General features: G+C 70.1%; 18 protein-coding genes. 14 read left to right on the forward strand and 4 right to left on the reverse strand.

The window, feature by feature from the left end:
* Positions 1 to 18: 18 nt before the first annotated feature.
* Positions 19 to 264: a hypothetical protein gene (locus B840_RS00670; protein WP_042620528.1), complete on the forward strand. Its 246-nt coding sequence runs from the start codon at positions 19 to 21 to the stop codon at positions 262 to 264.
* On the opposite strand, the gene hrpB is transcribed toward B840_RS00670, so the two are convergent.
* Positions 261 to 2,600: an ATP-dependent helicase HrpB gene (gene hrpB / locus B840_RS00675; protein WP_042620529.1), complete on the reverse strand. Its 2,340-nt coding sequence runs from the start codon at positions 2,598 to 2,600 to the stop codon at positions 261 to 263. The two genes, B840_RS00670 and hrpB, sit on opposite strands and share 4 nt — an antisense overlap.
* 112 nt (positions 2,601 to 2,712) lie before the next feature.
* Here hrpB and B840_RS00680 point away from each other — a divergent pair, with 112 nt between their 5' ends.
* The 9 genes from B840_RS00680 to B840_RS00720 all read left to right on the forward strand — a co-directional run bounded on the left by B840_RS00680 (position 2,713) and on the right by B840_RS00720 (position 9,716).
* Complete coding sequence (locus tag B840_RS00680; RefSeq protein WP_084602688.1) at positions 2,713 to 3,525, forward strand: alpha-ketoglutarate-dependent dioxygenase AlkB; 813 nt, start codon at positions 2,713 to 2,715, stop codon at positions 3,523 to 3,525.
* 92 nt (positions 3,526 to 3,617) lie between these two features.
* Positions 3,618 to 4,748: a hypothetical protein gene (locus B840_RS00685; protein WP_042620530.1), complete on the forward strand. Its 1,131-nt coding sequence runs from the start codon at positions 3,618 to 3,620 to the stop codon at positions 4,746 to 4,748.
* A gap of 37 nt (positions 4,749 to 4,785) precedes the next feature.
* Positions 4,786 to 5,502 (forward strand): SDR family NAD(P)-dependent oxidoreductase, encoded by a 717-nt coding sequence (locus B840_RS00690; RefSeq protein WP_052491031.1) that lies wholly within the window; start codon positions 4,786 to 4,788, stop codon positions 5,500 to 5,502.
* Positions 5,503 to 5,540: 38 nt separating this feature from the next.
* The gene (locus B840_RS00695) at positions 5,541 to 6,191 is read left to right on the forward strand and encodes a LysE family translocator (protein ID WP_042620532.1); all 651 of its coding nucleotides are present in this window, start codon (positions 5,541 to 5,543) and stop codon (positions 6,189 to 6,191) included.
* 51 nt (positions 6,192 to 6,242) lie between these two features.
* Positions 6,243 to 6,536 carry an RNA-binding S4 domain-containing protein gene (locus tag B840_RS00700; protein WP_042622401.1) on the forward strand — a complete coding sequence of 98 codons (294 nt, stop codon included), beginning with the start codon at positions 6,243 to 6,245 and terminating at the stop codon, positions 6,534 to 6,536.
* Positions 6,537 to 7,346 (forward strand): VOC family protein, encoded by an 810-nt coding sequence (locus tag B840_RS00705; protein WP_042620533.1) that lies wholly within the window; start codon positions 6,537 to 6,539, stop codon positions 7,344 to 7,346.
* Positions 7,343 to 7,636, forward strand: a complete 294-nt coding sequence (locus tag B840_RS00710; protein ID WP_156971925.1) for an MGMT family protein — start codon at positions 7,343 to 7,345, stop codon at positions 7,634 to 7,636. Before B840_RS00705 ends, B840_RS00710 begins: the two co-directional genes overlap by 4 nt.
* 9 nt (positions 7,637 to 7,645) lie before the next feature.
* A complete protein-coding gene (locus B840_RS00715) occupies positions 7,646 to 8,686 on the forward strand; it encodes an NAD(P)-dependent alcohol dehydrogenase (protein ID WP_042620534.1) in 1,041 nt (346 codons plus the stop codon).
* Positions 8,687 to 8,690: 4 nt separating this feature from the next.
* Positions 8,691 to 9,716: a YihY/virulence factor BrkB family protein gene (locus B840_RS00720; protein WP_042620535.1), complete on the forward strand. Its 1,026-nt coding sequence runs from the start codon at positions 8,691 to 8,693 to the stop codon at positions 9,714 to 9,716.
* Here B840_RS00720 and B840_RS00725 read toward each other — a convergent pair.
* Positions 9,701 to 10,621, reverse strand: coding sequence for an alpha/beta hydrolase family protein (locus tag B840_RS00725; protein ID WP_042620536.1), 921 nt, complete (start codon positions 10,619 to 10,621; stop codon positions 9,701 to 9,703). The two genes, B840_RS00720 and B840_RS00725, sit on opposite strands and share 16 nt — an antisense overlap.
* 94 nt (positions 10,622 to 10,715) lie before the next feature.
* Between B840_RS00725 and B840_RS00730 the strand changes: the two genes are divergently transcribed.
* Positions 10,716 to 11,336, forward strand: coding sequence for a CG0192 family protein (locus tag B840_RS00730; RefSeq protein WP_042620537.1), 621 nt, complete (start codon positions 10,716 to 10,718; stop codon positions 11,334 to 11,336).
* Between the two features lie 462 nt (positions 11,337 to 11,798).
* Here B840_RS00730 and B840_RS00735 read toward each other — a convergent pair whose 3' ends face one another.
* Positions 11,799 to 13,739 (reverse strand): M13 family metallopeptidase, encoded by a 1,941-nt coding sequence (locus B840_RS00735; protein WP_042620538.1) that lies wholly within the window; start codon positions 13,737 to 13,739, stop codon positions 11,799 to 11,801.
* A 43-nt stretch (positions 13,740 to 13,782) separates the two neighbouring features.
* Here B840_RS00735 and B840_RS00740 point away from each other — a divergent pair, with 43 nt between their 5' ends.
* From B840_RS00740 to B840_RS00750, 3 genes are read left to right on the forward strand one after another with little or no spacing between them, the layout of a single operon-like run.
* On the forward strand, positions 13,783 to 14,400 hold the full coding sequence (locus tag B840_RS00740) for a hypothetical protein (protein ID WP_156971805.1): 618 nt from the start codon (positions 13,783 to 13,785) through the stop codon (positions 14,398 to 14,400).
* On the forward strand, positions 14,400 to 15,269 hold the full coding sequence (locus B840_RS00745; protein ID WP_042620540.1) for a PrsW family intramembrane metalloprotease: 870 nt from the start codon (positions 14,400 to 14,402) through the stop codon (positions 15,267 to 15,269). Before B840_RS00740 ends, B840_RS00745 begins: the two co-directional genes overlap by 1 nt.
* Positions 15,266 to 15,775, forward strand: a complete 510-nt coding sequence (locus B840_RS00750; RefSeq protein ID WP_042620541.1) for a DUF3253 domain-containing protein — start codon at positions 15,266 to 15,268, stop codon at positions 15,773 to 15,775. The genes B840_RS00745 and B840_RS00750 overlap by 4 nt, the downstream gene beginning before the upstream one ends.
* A 14-nt stretch (positions 15,776 to 15,789) precedes the next feature.
* Here B840_RS00750 and B840_RS00755 read toward each other — a convergent pair whose 3' ends face one another.
* On the reverse strand, positions 15,790 to 16,149 hold the full coding sequence (locus B840_RS00755; protein WP_042620542.1) for a DUF1622 domain-containing protein: 360 nt from the start codon (positions 16,147 to 16,149) through the stop codon (positions 15,790 to 15,792).
* Positions 16,150 to 16,307: the final 158 nt, after the last annotated feature.

Here is a 16,307-nt window from a genome sequence, read left to right on the forward strand (position 1 = left end):
ATCTTTATTGTCGGGTCCATGAGTACCACAACCGTCATCAATCCCCTGCAGGTCCCCGCCCCGGACAACATCGCCGGAGACGGGAACGCGGCCCTCGACTTCCTCGCCGGGGAGTTCTTCCTGGCCAAGGTCTACGGCAACGAGGACCTGGAGGTGCTCGCCTCCGCGGAGTCGCTGCCCACCCTGGCCACCGCCGCGGCGGCCTTCGACTCCGACGACATGCCCGCCAACTTCCGGCTCGTGGAGCACCCGGCGGACAGCTAGGACCGCCTCTTGGTCCGCGCTGTCGCCGGTGCCGTCCACGGGTCCTCCGGCCACGGGTGCCTGGGGTAGCGGCCGCGCATCTCCGCCCGGACCTGGGCATAGGGGCCGGACCAGAAGCTGGCCAGGTCGTCGGTCACCGCCAGGGGGCGGCCTGCGGGGGAGAGCAGGTGGAAGAGCACCGGCATGCCCGCCAGCTCCGGTGAGGAGGCCAGACCGAAACACTCCTGCAGCTTCACACTGACCACGGGCCGGCCGGTGGAGTAGTCCACGCGGTGCCGGTTACCGCTGGGCACCTTCAGACGTTCGGGGGCGAGCTCGTCCAGGCGGGACGCCTCGGGCCAGGGGAGCAGCCGCTGCAACGCCGGGTGCATGTCCACCCGGCCGATCGGCGTGCCCCGGGCGATCCTGTCCAGCTCGGGGCCGAGCCACAGCATCGGATCGGCGGACTCGACGTCCGGCCACGGGGCACCCACCTGCTGGTGCAGGTAGGAGAGGCGGTCGCGGAGGTTCTGGGCGGCCTCGGAGAAGCGGAACATGCCCAGCCCCTCGCGGGCGACTGTGGCGGCGAGGGCCGCCGCGGCCTCCGCAGGCGGGACCTGCACCGGGGTGGAGCTGAGCTCGATGGCCCCGATGCGCACGACCCGGCGGCCGCGGACCCGCCCGCCCGCCACGGTGGCCAGGATCTCCGAGGTGTCGCCGACGGCCTCGCGGGCCTGCTCCTCCGTCAACCGGGCGGCCGCCCGGATCGTCGCGCCCGCCCGGCCTTCGCGCGACGTGCCGCCGCTGCGGGTCACCTCGGCGACGGCGAGCCACTCCGCTCCCGTCAGGCCCAGGTCGCCGGGCAGGACGGCGCGGGTGCCGCCGGCGAGCAGGTACTCGTCGCCGATCCGCCGGGCCACCCGGGAGGGGAAGGCCAGCGCCGTGACCACGCCCGGATCGGATTCCCCGGTCCCGCCCCGTACCAGGCGGCGCAGGCGCGCCACCTCCCGCTTCGGAGCCGTGGACCGGGCGATGTCACCGCGCGGAGAGTCCGCCAGCACGGCGACGACCCCGGCCGCCGCCGGGCCGCACTCCACCAGGGCGCGCCCCAGGCGGGGATCGACGGGCATCGCCGCGAGCTGGCGGCCGAGCTCGGTCGCCTCGCCGGAGTCCGATACCGCACCGATCCCGCGCAGCACCGTCTCGGCGGCGTCGAGGGCGGGGGAGGGAGGGGCGTCGGCGAGCGGGAGTCCGACGCCGCGGGGCGTGCCCCACACGGCGAGGGTCAGCGCCGCCTGCGTGAGGTCGCTGGTGGCGATCTCCGGGGTGATGTGCGGACGGAACTGCTGGTAGTCCGCCTGCGTGTAGGCGCGGATGACGGTGCCCGGACCCTCGCGCCCGGCGCGGCCTGCACGCTGGTCCACCGTCGACTGCGCCGCCGAGACGGTGACCAGGCCGGTCATGTCGCGGGTGGCGTCGCGGCGGGGCACACGCGAGAGCCCCGAGTCGACCACCACGCGCACGCCGGGGACGGTGAGGGAGGACTCGGCGATGGAGGTCGCCACGATCACCCGGGGGCGGTCAGTCGGCGTCAGCGCCGCGTCCTGCTCCGCCGCGCTCAGCGAACCGTGCAGGGGCAGTGCGCCCGGAATCCGGGACAGGACATGCTCGACCTCGCGCACGCCCGGCACGAACACCAGCACCGAATCGTCGTGGCCGACGGCCTGCGCCGCGAGGTGGTCGAGGAACTCCCGCGTGCCGCCCGCCCGCCCCGGATGCGGCGCGTACCGGATGGTCAGCGGGTGCGTCACCGCCGGCGTGTCCAGGACGGGGGCGTCCATGAGGGAGGAGAACTTCTCGACGTCGAGGGTCGCCGACATGGCCGCCACTGTCAGGTCCTCGCGCAGCTGCACCAGCTCCAGGAGCATGCCCAGCACCAGGTCGGTGTCCAGCTGCCGTTCATGGACCTCGTCCACGGCCACCGCCGCGACACCCGGGAGCTCCGGGTCGGACATGAGGCGGCGCAGCAGCACGCCGGGCGTCATGAACTCCACCAGGCTGCCCGGGTGGTGCTCGCCACGCACGGTGAAGCCGACGCGCTCGCCGAGCTGCGAGCCGTCGAGGTGGGCCAGACGCCGGGCCGCGGCCCGGACGGCCACCCGTCGTGGCGCGGTGACCAGCACCTTCCCGCCGGTATGGTTGTGCAGCGCCGGAGGAACCAGCGTCGTCTTGCCGGTGCCCGGCGGAGCCTGCACCACCAGGGTCCGGTGCCCGGCGAGCAGGCTGGGGAGCCGGTCGATGGTGTCCGCGACCGGCAGCCCTGCGCCGATGCGCCCCAGATCGAAGAGGTCAGGCATGGAGTCCGTCCACCGGGACGCACCACGTGCCCATGCGGAGGCGAACCGGGGTGGAGTAGGTTTCCGGGTTGAAGCTCATGGGTCCCATTGTGTCAGGAGGCACCCGTTGTCCATGCTTTTCGACGCCCCCCTGCCCCGCCCGCCCCGCGAGGTCCGCGCCGGGGTGGCTCACCTGCCCGGCTTCCTGACCCTGGAGCAGCAGGCGGAGATGGTCGGGCTGGCCCGCGGCATCGCGCGTGCGGCGGCGGGCACCCCCGCGGCCATGCGGCGTGTGCCGGTCGGGCACGGGGACGGCATGACCAGCGCGTACCTGATGGCGCTCGGCCAGGCCTACCTCTCGCAGCCCTTCCGTTACGTCCCCCGCGGCGCCGGCGGGGTCGAGGCGCCCGATGTTCCCGCGGAGTGGCGGGAACTCGCCCGCCGCGCGCTACTCGACGCCGTCCGGATCAGCCCGGATCTCGTCCCCTGGGCCGCCGCCTACCGCGCAGACGTCGCCCTGGTGAACTACTACCCGCCGGGGGCGTCGATGGGACTGCACGTCGACGCGATGGAGGAATCGCCCGCGCCGGTGGTTTCCCTGTCCATCGGCGACGAGGCGCTGTTCCGGATGGGCGGCACGGAGGGCCGGTCCAAGCCCTGGGACGACGTCCTGCTCATGTCGGGCGACCTGCTCGTCTTCGGCGGACCCGCCCGCCGGGCCTATCACGGGGTGCCCCGGATCCACCCGGGCACGGCGCCCGCCGGGTGCGGGGTGACGGAGGGGCGGTTGAACATCACGATCCGGCAGGTCGACCACTTGGCAGCCCACCCCACCGGGGAGCTGTGCAAAATCGTACATACCTACATTCGGCGAACAGGGCCGATGCACGAATGTGAACGGTGTTCAGGTGAGATTTTGCAATCGGACCACCACGGGGATCACTGATCGAGCACACGCGACCCCATCAGGGAACCTTCTGACCCCGCGCGCAGTCGAATAGAGGGACAACAACACCAGCGCCTTCACAGGGGGGAGACATGCGCTACCGGGGAACGCGCGTCGACGAGATCGTCGCGGCGGGATCGGGACGGGTCCACATCCGGGACGGGGCCTCGCTCGACGCCCGCATCACGACTCTGCCCACACCGTTGCACGAGGTTCGGCTGCGCTCCGCGGCGTATCTCAACGTCGCACCCGAGGAACCGGTCGTCATGACCGAGCTCCTGCAGCATTATCACAGGGTCTCCCGCCACCACGTGGTCCCGCGGAACGTACTGCGTCCGCCAGGCCTGGCCGTGTACACCGCCAGGTACCATCCGCGGCGGCTGCGCTACGACGCCGACGCCTGCACCCGCGTTGTCGCGCACCTTATCGAACGTCCCCGGGCCGTCGCCGCCCAGTTCAGTGCCGCCGCCCTGCTGGGGATCACCGATTTCGCGGACTCGGCCGATACAGCATTGCTCGGCCCGTTCAACCGCCGGATCACGGATGACGTCACGGTGCCGTCGGTGCGTCGTGAAGCGGCCGATCTGCCGACCTGGACCCTTCGCCTGGGCGAGCGGACGCTGCGCACCACCCCGCCGATGCTCACTCTCGCGCACTGCCTCCGCGCGGTGCTCGACTCTGAGCACGCCTGGTCGACACCGGCCGGGCTGCCCCCGCACCCCGCCACGATCCGCGGGGTGCAGCTCATCGACCGGTTCCGCCGCGAGTTCGGCCTCACCGCCGACCACATCGCCGAGGCCCTCCACGGCCTCATCGCCCAGCGCACCCTCACGCGCCTGCTTGCCCTGTCGGATGCGGGCGCGGACTCCCCGCCCGAGACCGTCATGCGCCTGGTTGCCCGCGAGGCCGCCCCGCACCTGGAGTGGTGCCCGCAGGTGCCGGTGTACACGGACGGGTCCGTCGGCGCGCCGGGCACCCGTGATCCCGGCCGGACCCTGCTCACCGTTCTCGACCTTGCGGCGACTGCGTGCCGACGTTTCCTCTATTACGACGGCGATCACCACCTCGACCGCAGTCAGCGCGACATGGATTCGGCGATCTTGGCGCAGCTGACCGTCTGGAACTGGACGGGGTTGCGGGTCACGGCCGGCATGCTCGCGGATGTTCGGCATCTGAACGCCCTCATCAGGGCCCTCGCATACCCCCGGGTTCTGTCGGCGTGACCCGCACCACGATGTGAACCGATCTACACTGACGGTCATGAGTGACAAGAAGATTGCAGTCATCACCGGCGGCGGTTCCGGCATCGGCGCCGCCGCAGCCGAGGCCCTCGCCGGCGACGGGTACCACGTCGTCGTGGCGGGGCGCCGCGTCGAGAAGCTCGCGGAGGTTGCCGAGCGGACCGGCGGCACCGCGGTGGAACTGGACGTGACCTCCGACGAATCGGTGGCCGCCTTCGCCGCCGAGGTGGCGGCGTTCGGCCGCGTCGACGTGCTGGTCAACAACGCCGGCGGAGCCCACGGCCTGGACACCCTGCGCGAGGCGGACCTCGGCGACTGGCAGGTCATGTACGACACCAACGTCCTCGGCGTCGTGCGGGTCACCCGCGCGCTGCTCCCGCTCATCGACGCCGCCGAAGGGCTGATCATCAACATCGGCTCCATGGCCGCCTTCACCGCCTACCCGGGCGGCTCCGGATACAACGCCGCGAAGTTCGGCCTGCGCGCGCTGACCCGCGCCTTCCGCATGGAGGAGGCCGGCAACCCGATCCGCATCACCGAGATCGACCCGGGCCGCGTGGCCACGGATTTCTCCCTCGTCCGCTTCAAGGGCGACGCCTCGAAGGCCGACGCCGTCTATGCCGACAAGCTCAATCTCACCGCCGGGGACATCGCGGAGGCGATCCGCTGGGTGGCGTCGCTGCCGAAGCACGTGAACATCGACACCATGAACATCATGCCGAGGGACCAGGCCTGAATTCCGGGCTTTAAATTCACGGGCCTAGACTGCGGGGCGTGACCCCCTCTCTCTTCCTGTCGCTGCTGACCGTGTGGGTGGCGGCGATCGTTTCACCTGGCCCCGATGTCGCCCAGGTCATCCGCCTCGGGGTGCGTTCGCGCGCCGCCGGCGTCTGGACAGGGCTGGGCATCATGACCGGCACCGCGGTGTGGATCTCCGCGTCCATGCTCGGGCTCTCGGCGCTGGTCAACACCCGTCCGGAACTGCTGGCCGTGCTGCAGTTGGCCGGCGGCGCCTACCTGCTGTGGATGGGGGCGGGGGCGCTGCGCTCCGGCTTTTCCGGGCACGGGGAGCCGCTGGGCGGGGAGGGATCCGCCGGGGAGGGGAGCGAGGGGGAGGTCTACTCCCCGGCCCGCGCGTGGCGCATCGGCACGGCGACCAACCTGTCGAACCCGAAGGCGCTGCTCTTCTTCGGTGCGGTGTTCGCGCAGTTCATCCGGCCGGGGACGGGTTGGGAGTGGAACCTGCTCATCATGACGGTGCTCATGGCGACGGGTGTCGCGTGGTTCATGATCCTGGCCTTCGCGGTCCACAGCCTCTCGGAGCGTCTGCTGCGTAACGCGCGGGCCATCGACGTCCTCACGGGCCTCGTGTTCGTGGGGCTCGCGCTGTACATGCTCTTCGAGGGCGCGACCAGCCTGGGGTGATCCCCGTGGCCGTGCGCGGGGTCCGGCCCGCCCCGGCTAGACTTGGCCACCATGCACGCCCATGATGTCGCGATCCGTGACGAGTCGATCAAGCTCGGCCAGTTCATCAAGCTCGCCAGCCTGGTCGCCACCGGCGGCGAGGCGAAGGAAGCCATCGCCGAGGGGCAGGTGACGGTCAACGGTGAGGTGGATACCCGCCGGGGCCGGACACTGCGCCACGGAGATCTCGTGTGCGTCGCGGACGCGTGCGCGCGTGTGACGTCGGCGGCCGAGGACGAGGACGACTACTTCGACGAGGCCACCGCCGACGATGATTTTGACCCTGAGAAGTGGAGAAACCTCTAGATGCCAGCTTTCGAGGCCGTCGGCGGTATGCCGTACTGGATCGACCTGACCACCTCCGACGTGCGGAAGTCCGCCCGTTTCTACTCCGAGCTCCTCGGTTGGGAGATTTCCGGGGAGGACTACCGCATCGCGCGGGTCCAGGGCCTGCCTGTCGCGGGTTTCATCCCGCAGCCCGAGGGCGGGGGAGGGTTCCCCGACACCTGGGTCACCTATTTCCTGGCCGACGACATCGAGGGGCAGGTCGAGCAGGTCAAGAGCCTGGGCGGCCGTGTGCTCGCCGGGCCGACCGAGGTCGATCTCGGCCGGATGGCCGTGCTTGTCGACGCCGCCGGTGCGCTCTTCGGCCTCATCGAACCCGCCGGCGAGGACGCCTTCATCGCGGCCGGTGAACCGGGCACCCCGGTGTGGCACGAACTCACCGCCACCGCCGGCTTCGAGCGGGCCGTCGACTTCTACCACGGACTGCTCGACTGGGAGCTCGTGGCCATGGAGGCCGGCGAGGACTTCACCTACACCACCGCCATGGTCGAGGGCGCCCCCTTCGCGGGCATCTGGAAGGCGGAGGGGGTGTTCCCGCCGCAGGTCCCCAGCTTCTGGCAGTCCTACCTGGGCGTCCTTGACATCGACGCCGCGGTGGCGAAGGTGCCCGAGCTTGGCGGCGACATCATCCGCGAGCCCTGGGACTCCGAGTTCGGCCGTATGTGCATCATCGCCGACTCCACCGGCGCGACCGTCACCCTCTGCGAGGTCGACGAGCCCGCCGAGGAGGACATCCGCGAGTCCGATCCGCTGGAGGGCTTCTCCCTCTGAGCGGGGAAATCGAACTCGACGATGTGACGGACCGGGTGCTCGGGACGGTGGACCTGATCCCCGCGGGCCGGGTCGCCTCCTACGGGGACATCGCCGCACTCGCGGCCACCGGCCCCCGGCAGGTCGGCCGGATCATGTCCCGCCACGGTCACCTGACCTGCTGGTGGCGGGTTGTCCGCGCAGACGGAACCTCGGCCGTGGCCGACCGCGCCGCCGCGCACTGGGACGCGGAGGGGATCTGGCACCGCGAAGGCCGCGTCGACATGCGGGCCTGCCGGTGGAACAACTAGCCTGGCCCCATGACTGAATTGACCGTCCGTGCCTGGGGCACCACCGGCTTCGCGCAGCCGCTGGAACCCGTGACCATCACCCGCCGCGAACTGCGCGACGACGACGTCCGCATCCGCATCGAATTCGTCGGTATCTGCCATTCCGACATCCACACCATGCGCGGCGACTGGGGCGAGCGCAGCTACCCGCTGGTCCCGGGGCACGAGATCGTCGGCATCGTCGAGGAGACCGGGCCGGCGGTCACCGCCTACCGTGAAGGCGACCGGGTCGGCGTGGGCTGCTTCGTCAACTCCTGCGGCACCTGCGACGCGTGCCTCCAGGGCGAGATCTCCTACTGCGACGAAGGACCCACCCCCACCTACGGCGGCTACGACGGCGACGAGCTCACCCAGGGCGGGTACTCGCAGGCCATCGTGGTGCGGGAGTCCTTCGTCGTCCGCATCCCCGGGGGGCTGGATCCGGCGGCCGCCGCCCCGCTGCTGTGCGCCGGCATCACCACCTACTCCCCGCTCAACCACTGGGGCGCCGGCCCGGGCAAGCGGGTGGGCATCATCGGCATGGGCGGCCTGGGCCATGTCGGCGTGAAGATCGCCGCCGCCATGGGAGCCGAGGTCACCGTCTTCTCCCATTCCGCGGCCAAGCGGGAGGATGCCCTGAACTTCGGCGCCGTCCGCCACGTCTCCACCGCAGACGGTCTGCCCGAGGATCTGCGCCGGCACTTCGACATCATCCTCAACACGGTCTCCGTGGATCTGGACACCGCCGCCTACCTCGGTCTGCTGCGTTTCGACGGGGCCCTCGTCCAGCTCGGCCTGCCCGCCGAGCCGCTGCAGGCCCCGGCCCGCATGTTCACCCAGCAGCGCCGATCTCTCTCCGGCTCCCTGGTCGGCGGGATCCGCGAGACCCAGGAGATGCTCGACTTCTGCGCCGCCCACGGCGTCACCGCCGAAATCGAGCTCATTCCGGCCGAACTCATCAACGAGGCCTACGACCGCACCATCGCCTCCGACGTCCGCTACCGCTTCGTCATCGACGCGGCGAGCTTCTAGCCCGGTGCCCCTCCCCCGGCTCAGACACCACGGCTGGCGGTTCGTCGCCGGCCGTGCGGTCCGCGAATTCTGGCTGGGCGGAGGACTGGACAAGGCGGCCATGCTCACCTTCTTCACGCTGTTGACCTTCGTCCCCACGAGCCTGGCGGTCTACTCCATCGCCACCCTGGTGCTGGCGAACAACGCGGAGCTGGTCTCGGAGCTGTCGGCCGACTTCATCGGCACCTACGTCCCGTCCGCATACCGGGAGGCGGTCGGCGACGTCGTGGGCATGGTCGTCGACTCCTCGGCCGGCGGCGTCGTCGGCCTGACGGTCGGCGCCGCCGTCGCGCTATGGTCCGCCTCGGCGTACGTGCAGGCGTTCTCGCGCTGCGCCAACCTGGTCTACGGCCAGGCGGAGGGGCGGCGTTTCCTCCCCAAGGTCGCGGCCATGCTCGCCACCACCCTCTTCCTGCTGGTCGGGATAGTCGCGGTGCTGGTGTCGGTCATGCTCAACGCGACGGTGGTCAATGCCACTCTGGGGCCGCTCGCCGAACCTCTGGGTCTCTCGGGTGTACTCGAGTACCTGCTCGGCGGCTTCCTGCCGGTGTGGGTGTGGCTGAAATGGCCCCTGATCGTGGCGTTGGTCGTCGTCCTCATCGCGGTGCTCTACTACGCCACCCCCAATGTGCGGCAGGTGCGCTTCCGGTGGCTGAGTGTCGGCGCGCTCGTCGCGTTGATGGGGCTCGCGCTGGTCAGCGTGCTCTTCTACCTCTACCTGAGGTTCTTCGCGTCGTTGAGTCCCTACGGTGCGATCGGCACCCTCGTCGCGCTGATGTTCGCCCTGTGGGCGGCGAATGCGGTGCTCGTGCTCGGGGTGCACGTCGACGCGGAGACCGAGCGCGCCCGCCAACTCAAGTCGGGGGTGGAGGCGGAACGCGAACTCAAGCTCCCGCCCCGCTCCACCCGGCGGCCGGACCGGAGGGATGAGGTCCGGGACCGCATGGCGGAACGCGGCCGGGACCTGCGGATGCGCTACCTCGAGGACTGAACGCGGAGGAACTCCGCCACGTCGGAGATCTTCTGCCGCGCCACCGCCGGGGTGGACACCCGGTGGCGGGAAACATACTCACGGACCTCGTGCCCCTCGACGCCGGTGGGTCGGCCCGCGACCTCGTCCTGCGAGGCCACCTGCACCAGCGTCCGCGGCCAGGTGGAGGGATCCGGCACCGACTGGCCGGCCCGGATCTCCTCGGGGAGGCCGGCGACGCTGCCGAGGTCGGGGAAGGTGAGCACGAGGGCGTCGAAAAGCGGGGCGTTCATCGCCGCGAGGGCGGCGCCGGAGGAGTAACCCCAGCCGGTGAGCGACGTCGCGTTGTGGTGCTGCGCGATTCCCGCGGCCTTCCGCACCAGTTCGTTGATCTCGGCCAGGGTGTTCTGCGGCGCGAGCGGGTAATCCAGGTCCAGGATGATGGTGCCGGACCTCTGCGCGGCGGCGGCGACCTCTGGACGCCACGACATCTCCAGGGCGTTGCCCGAACCGCGCCACCACCCGCCGGAATGGAAGCTGAGTGCCCAGGCGCCGGTCGGCTCGCTGGGGGTGAACATCCGGCCGCCTACCTCGGGGACCTCCTCGATCTCGATGCCCTCCGCCCACACCACGCCCGGCATCGAATGATCGAGTCCGGAGCCGAGCATGAGCATCGCTGTGTGGGTGATCCGGTCCGGCAGGCGGGCGATGTAGTTGTCCGCGGGGTCCGGATCGCCCGCCCCGCCCTTCCACGGCGGGGTGAAATCGGGGGTCTCGTAGTGCGCGTCGAGGTAGGAGTAGAGCTGCTCCAGCTGGTCTTCCGCGGGCATGTCCCGGTCGACGCCGCCGACCTGGAACTCGGCGCGGAACTGCTCTTCCTTCAGCTGCTCGGGGGTGGGGCTGTTCTGGTCGGGAGTGTCGGTCATGGCGACCAGCCTAGTTGCCTCGGCCCGGACACGTTCCCGGTTCAATCGGGCTACTCTAGGGGCAAACACGGACACCTCAGGCAGGAGCATAACCATGAGCGGCGAAGCACTCATCTACGATGCGGAACTCAGCCCGAAGAAAGAGGATATCGCGGGCCGGTACGCGGGGATCGTGACCCTCTTCGGTTCCTACCGGCTGGTGGACCCGGACGATGTCGTCGGTATTGAGGTGCTCGTGGGCTCAGATCTGGACGGGCGCACCGTCCAGCTCCCCCTGACCTACCGGCCGGAGGAGATCGACCCCGAGTGCACCCTCACTGACATGGAGCACAGCGTGCTCGGCCGCCGTTGGGTGTCCAACGCCCTGGGCGACCCGGTAGCCGTGGCCCAGTTCATCCGCACCATCCTGGAGGGCGACGACGGCGCGACCCGCTCCGACGGCGTCCCGGCCGCACTGGACATCCGCGGGTCCGGTTCCGAGGGCAAGGTGGATGTCCGGGACGTCGAGCTTTTCGAGGTCACCCGCCAGCGTGCCGTCGGCACAGTCAATATCGACGGTAATGTCCGTTCCTTCCAGCTGATTCTTCCGCACCTGTTGCGGCGCCTGAACAGCACGGGCGTCGACGCCAACACCGCGCGCCTCCACCTCATCGGCTGGCTCCCGTCCATGCCCGAGAAGCAGCGCGTTCTGGCTGAACTGAGCCTGCGGACCTAACCCGCCGCCCGGTCATGCCGGTGCCGGTTCCTTGTCCGGTCTGTTTCCGGTTCTTGCTTCGGCGGGCCGGTTTTGGGCGTGGGTGCCGTTGAACCGCAGCGGTTCACCCTGACCCGCGTGATGCGGCGGGCGCACCGGCATCCGGTTGACCAGGTCCTCCGGCCCCCTACCTCAACACATCCACCAGGTTCAGCGTGTCGCCGGTGTGAACGGGAAACCTCGATCCCGCCGACCACGACTCCACGTCCTGCGCCGTGACGCGCGACAGCACCGACCCCACCCCCGCAGCGGGTGGCGGCCCGCTGGGATAACTTCCTGATATCCCGCCCGTCCGGCTTCGGCCCGGGACCGCTCGGCCAGCCACGCGAAGGAGTCGGCGACATCCCCGAAAGCCGGGCGGGAAGAGGTGGCCGTCATCTCAGCCGGGCCGCCCTGCCAACCCCCTGCATCAGAACAACTTTGCTACCAGATGGTCACCCGGTCCTCCGGCTTGATCCACATGGGGGAGTTTTCCGTGATGTCGGGGAACGCCCCGTAGAATTCGTCGACGTTCGCGGCGATGACGTTGCAGCGGAACTCGGCGGGGGAGTGGGGGTCGATCGCCAGGTACTGCTGCGCCTGCTCCGGGCGGATGGCGGTGCGCCACACCCGGGCCCACGAGAGGAAGAGGCGCTGCAGCCCGGTGAACTCACGTTCCGCGAGCGCGGGCTCCGCGCCTTCCGCCTCGAAGGGCAGTATCGGGGAGGTTTCGAAGCTCATGCCGAGGTCCTCGAGGTACTTCCGGTAGGCGACCACCGCGATGCCGAGTCCGCCGAGGTCGCCGATGTTCTCGCCCAGGGTGAATTCGCCGTTGACGCCTTCGGATTCGATGTCGGCGTCACGGAGCACGGAGGGGATGAGGCCGTTGAACTGGGCGACGAGGTTGTCGGTCAGACGGGTGAAGGCGGCGCGGTCCTCGTCGGTCCACCAGGACTGCAGGTTGCCGTGGCCGTCGTACTGCGAGCCCTGATCGTCGAAGCCGTGGCCGATCTCGTGGCCGATGACGGCGCCGATGGCGCCGAAGTTCTCGGCGGCGTCCATCTCGGGGGAGTAGAAGGGCGGGCGGAGGATGGCGGCGGGGAAGGTGATGTCGTTGACCACGGGGTTGTAGAAGGCGTTGACGGTCTGCGGGGTGGTGAACCACTCCTCCCGGTCCGCCGGCTTGCCGATCTTCTTCAGCTCGTAGTCCTGGAGGAAGGCGGAGCCGACGCGCACGTTGTCCAGGAGCGAGGCACCGTCGGCGCCGAAGGAGAGACCCTCGTAGGAGCGCCACACGTCGGGGTAGCCGATCTTCGCCTTGAACTGGCCCAGTTTCTCCAGGGCGCGGCCGCGGGTCGCCTCGGTCATCCACGGCAGGTCGGTGATCCGCTCGCGGTACGCCTCCACCAGGTAGGCGACGAGTTCGAGCATCTCTTCCTTCGACGACGCGGGGAAGTGCCGGTCCACGAAGACCTTCCCCACCTCCTGGCCGACCAGGGACTCGACCAGGCCGACACCACGCTTCCACCGGTCGCGCTGCTGGGTGGCGCCGGAGAGCCGGGTGCCGTAGAACTCGAAGTTCTTCGCCCCGACCTCCTCGGGCAGCACGCCGGCGCGGGAGCGGAGGATGTGCCAGGTGGCCCAGAGCTGCCAGTCGGCGAGACGGTCGTCGGTGAGCAGGCCGGTGAGGTGGTCGACGTACGGGGGCATCATGGAGACGACCCGCCGGGTGGGCAGGCCGGTGGCGGTGAGCAGGGTCCGGATGATGCCGGGCAGGGCGGGGAACTCGGTCGGGTTGTAGGTCTTCACGGCGTCGCGGGTGGTCACCACGTCCCAGTGGCCGGCGGCGATCTCGGTCTCCAGGGCAACGATGCGCTCGGCGGCGATCTCGGGGGTCAGACCGAAGAGGCGGGCGGGGTCGAGGAACTGGAGCATGTCGGCGACGTGGCGTCGATAAGCGGTGACGGTGGAGGCGTGCTGCGCTTCGCGGTAGTAGGCCTCGTCGGGCAGGCCGAGGCCGGACTGGATGAGGTAGGCGACGGCGTCCTCCGAGTCGGAGTCCTTCTCCACCCAGAAGGTGAGCGGGGCGGCGACGCCGAGGCGCTCGAGCTCGCCGAGCCGGGCTGCGAACTCCTCGACGTCGCGGACGCTGAGCAGATCGAGGTCGGCGTCGAGGGGGCCCATGCCGGCGGCGTTGACGCCGTCGACGTCCATGAAGGAGGAGAACAGGGTTCCTGCCCGGCCGGTGTCGGTCTCGACGATGTCGTGGACGTCGGCTTCGGCGTCGTCGCGCAGCTTGTGGAAGGTGCCGTCGACGCCGCGATCCTCGGGGATCACGTGGGTGGCGAGCCAGGGGCCGTTGACGTAGGCGTAGAGGTCATTCATGCACCCAACTCTAGGCGAGCACATCCCCGATAGTCTGTGAGCCATGAGTTCCTATCGCCTCCAGCCGGCCACGGACCGCCGATGGTGGTGGTCGCTGTTCGGGGTGACCGCCGTTGTCCTGCTGTTGCCCGCCGCGCTGCTGCCGCTCGTGCCGACGAGGGCCGTCTCCTCCGACGTCCGCCTCGGCATGACCGGCTACAGCTGGTCGATCCCGCTGGATCTGTCGTGCAGCCCCGGCTCGGACCTGCTGGTGGAGGGGTGGACCTGCGGCTCCGTCTCCCTGCAGACGATGATCGTCGAAGGCGGGGCCGATCCGGACCGCACGCTGCGGCGCATGATGCGGGCGGCATCCTCCGGCCTCGCGCCGACGGGCGCCGAGATCCTCCGTGAGGGTGACGCGCGCATGCTCATCGACGCCCCGACGGCCTCCGTCGGCATGTCCCTGGAAGGCTCGGGGGAGCAGGAGGGCCTCACGATGATCGCGGTGCTCACCGGCCCCGGGGAGCAGGTGGTCCCCCTCGCCGACCTGGTGTGGGAGAAGTTCACGGGGCAGGGTCTGCCGGAGATTGTCCGGGAGGCGATCGTCACCCCCACCTTCGAGGGGGACGGGTGGATCCCCATCCCCTTCGAGCCCCTCGAGATGACGAAGGTGAGTGTCTGATGAGCCGCCTCTTCCGTGTGAGCCTGGTGCTGTGTCTGATCCTGGGCGCCCCCGTCCTCCTGTATTTCTCCGGCGTCAACTTCCTGGTGTCCTGGGTGGGCGCCTCGTTGGGTGTGCTGTTCTCGGTGCTCTACGTCGCCTTCGTGCTGTGGCTGTTGAGCCGTTCGCCCATGTGGCCTGAGCGCGGCGGCGCCGGGTGGCGGTGGGTGGCGGCCTCGCTGTTGTGGGGCGGCGGGGTCAGCTTCCTGCTGGTGATGCTCGGCGGCCTCCCCGTCCTGGCGATCACCGACCGGCTGGGCCTGCGGCTGATCTCGGCGTCGCTGGGCGGGGCGTACCCGGAGGAGATCGCCAAGGTGCTGGGCGTGGGCGTGATCCTCTTCAGCTTCCGTGCGCTCAACCGGCCGTGGCACGGTCTGGTGACGGGCGCGGTGGTCGGCCTCGGCTTCGAGGTCGTCGAAAACGCCATGTACGGCAGTTTCGGGGCCATCCTCGACCCGAACACGGACGTCGCCGGCACCCTGGAGATGTGGGGGGCCCGCATCTTCGCCGGTCCGGGGCTGCACATCGTCTTCTCCGCGGTCGCGGGCTGGGGTCTGGGCCTGGCGGTGTTCGCGGCCGCACGTTCCACGGCCTGGCGCCTGCGCACCGCCGCCGGCTGGCTGTTCGTGGCCTTCGCCCTGCACTTCGCGTGGAACCTGCTCTACCCGGAGGGCTGGATGATGATCGCCAACTACATCGTGGTCTCCCTCGTGATGTACCCCGTGTTCATCGTCGTCTGGATCCGCGCGCACAGGGCCTGCCGGGCGGACCGGTCCTACGCTTTCACGCCGGTGCCGGTGACGTCGGTGCGCCAGGTGGCAGACGCATGAGCGGAGACGGCGTGGAGCGCACGGACGACGGCCGCTACATCGTTGTCAAAGGCCGGCGGTGGCGCGCGTCCGATCCCTCGATCCCCGAGGCGCTGCGCGCCGAGCTGGTCTCCGCACTGATGACCGGGCGGCGGATGGTCCGCACGCACCAGGACGCCGCCCGCGTGATGGTGCACGATGCGAAGGTGGCCCTCGGCGAGCGCGGCGACCCGTGGTGGGAGCCCACCGCGGAGGGGCGCAGGGACCGGATCGCGGCGGCGGTGAGAACTTTCGCGCGGGCCCGCGGGGAAGGCTCCTTCTGCCCCAGCGAGGTCGCCCGGGCGGTCGGGGGAGAGCAGTGGCGGGATCTCATGCCGGCCGTGCGGGAGGTCACCGTGGAGTTGCGGGAAAAGGGGGTGGTCCACATCCGGCAGAAGGGCGCGGATGTGGAGGGCGCGGACTTCGCCGGTCCGGTCCGGATCGTCGCGGCGGAAGGTCTGGAGTTCCAGCCGAACCTGCCGGACTGACGCCGCGCCGGCGCTCAGGCGGCGGCCGCCTTCGGTTCCTTCTGCCAGGGCCAGCGGCCGGTGATCTCCAGCTCCAGGGAGAAGCTGAGGAAGGTCCGGATGACCACGATCAGGCCCAGGACCCCCACGGACTGGAAAGTGGGGGTGATGGCCACGGTGCGGATGATGTCGGCGGCGACGAGCAGTTCCAGGCCGAGGAGGATGGAGCGCCCCAGCCGCTGGCGGTAGCGGTGGTAGATGTCCTGGTCTCGCCGCCTGCGCAGCATCGCTCCGGCGGCGATGAGGCTCGCCGCGAGGATGCCTACGACGATGGCCGCGACCCCGGCGACATCGACGATCTTGCCGGTGGTCTCCATTGCTTCCTGAAAAGACATTCCGCTTCCTTTCCCGGTGGCCGGCACCTGGCGCAGGGGGAGCGTGGGGCTGGGCCGTCCAGGTCAATCGTAGCCCCCGGGACGCAGTGAAATCTCTCACTCGACCCTATTACCTATTGCGCGACAGGCTTAGATGTAGTTTTCTGTAGATCGACAGA

It is taken from the genome of Corynebacterium marinum DSM 44953 (assembly GCF_000835165.1).
Classification (GTDB): Bacteria; Actinomycetota; Actinomycetes; order Mycobacteriales; family Mycobacteriaceae; genus Corynebacterium; species Corynebacterium marinum.

What these genes read in the sequence shown, in the direction of transcription:
- B840_RS00735 (WP_042620538.1), bottom strand. Translation starts at nt 13,739, where the DNA reads ATGAATGACCTCTACGCCTACGTCAACGGCCCCTGGCTCGCCACCCAC.
- B840_RS00715 (WP_042620534.1), top strand. Translation starts at nt 7,646, where the DNA reads ATGACTGAATTGACCGTCCGTGCCTGGGGCACCACCGGCTTCGCGCAG.
- B840_RS00690 (WP_052491031.1), top strand. Translation starts at nt 4,786, where the DNA reads ATGAGTGACAAGAAGATTGCAGTCATCACCGGCGGCGGTTCCGGCATC.
- B840_RS00685 (WP_042620530.1), top strand. Translation starts at nt 3,618, where the DNA reads ATGCGCTACCGGGGAACGCGCGTCGACGAGATCGTCGCGGCGGGATCG.
- B840_RS00740 (WP_156971805.1), top strand. Translation starts at nt 13,783, where the DNA reads ATGAGTTCCTATCGCCTCCAGCCGGCCACGGACCGCCGATGGTGGTGG.
- B840_RS00745 (WP_042620540.1), top strand. Translation starts at nt 14,400, where the DNA reads ATGAGCCGCCTCTTCCGTGTGAGCCTGGTGCTGTGTCTGATCCTGGGC.
- B840_RS00730 (WP_042620537.1), top strand. Translation starts at nt 10,716, where the DNA reads ATGAGCGGCGAAGCACTCATCTACGATGCGGAACTCAGCCCGAAGAAA.
- B840_RS00705 (WP_042620533.1), top strand. Translation starts at nt 6,537, where the DNA reads ATGCCAGCTTTCGAGGCCGTCGGCGGTATGCCGTACTGGATCGACCTG.
- B840_RS00670 (WP_042620528.1), top strand. Translation starts at nt 19, where the DNA reads ATGAGTACCACAACCGTCATCAATCCCCTGCAGGTCCCCGCCCCGGAC.
- hrpB (WP_042620529.1), bottom strand. Translation starts at nt 2,600, where the DNA reads ATGCCTGACCTCTTCGATCTGGGGCGCATCGGCGCAGGGCTGCCGGTC.
- B840_RS00700 (WP_042622401.1), top strand. Translation starts at nt 6,243, where the DNA reads ATGCACGCCCATGATGTCGCGATCCGTGACGAGTCGATCAAGCTCGGC.
- B840_RS00755 (WP_042620542.1), bottom strand. Translation starts at nt 16,149, where the DNA reads ATGTCTTTTCAGGAAGCAATGGAGACCACCGGCAAGATCGTCGATGTC.
- B840_RS00680 (WP_084602688.1), top strand. Translation starts at nt 2,713, where the DNA reads ATGCTTTTCGACGCCCCCCTGCCCCGCCCGCCCCGCGAGGTCCGCGCC.
- B840_RS00750 (WP_042620541.1), top strand. Translation starts at nt 15,266, where the DNA reads ATGAGCGGAGACGGCGTGGAGCGCACGGACGACGGCCGCTACATCGTT.
- B840_RS00725 (WP_042620536.1), bottom strand. Translation starts at nt 10,621, where the DNA reads ATGACCGACACTCCCGACCAGAACAGCCCCACCCCCGAGCAGCTGAAG.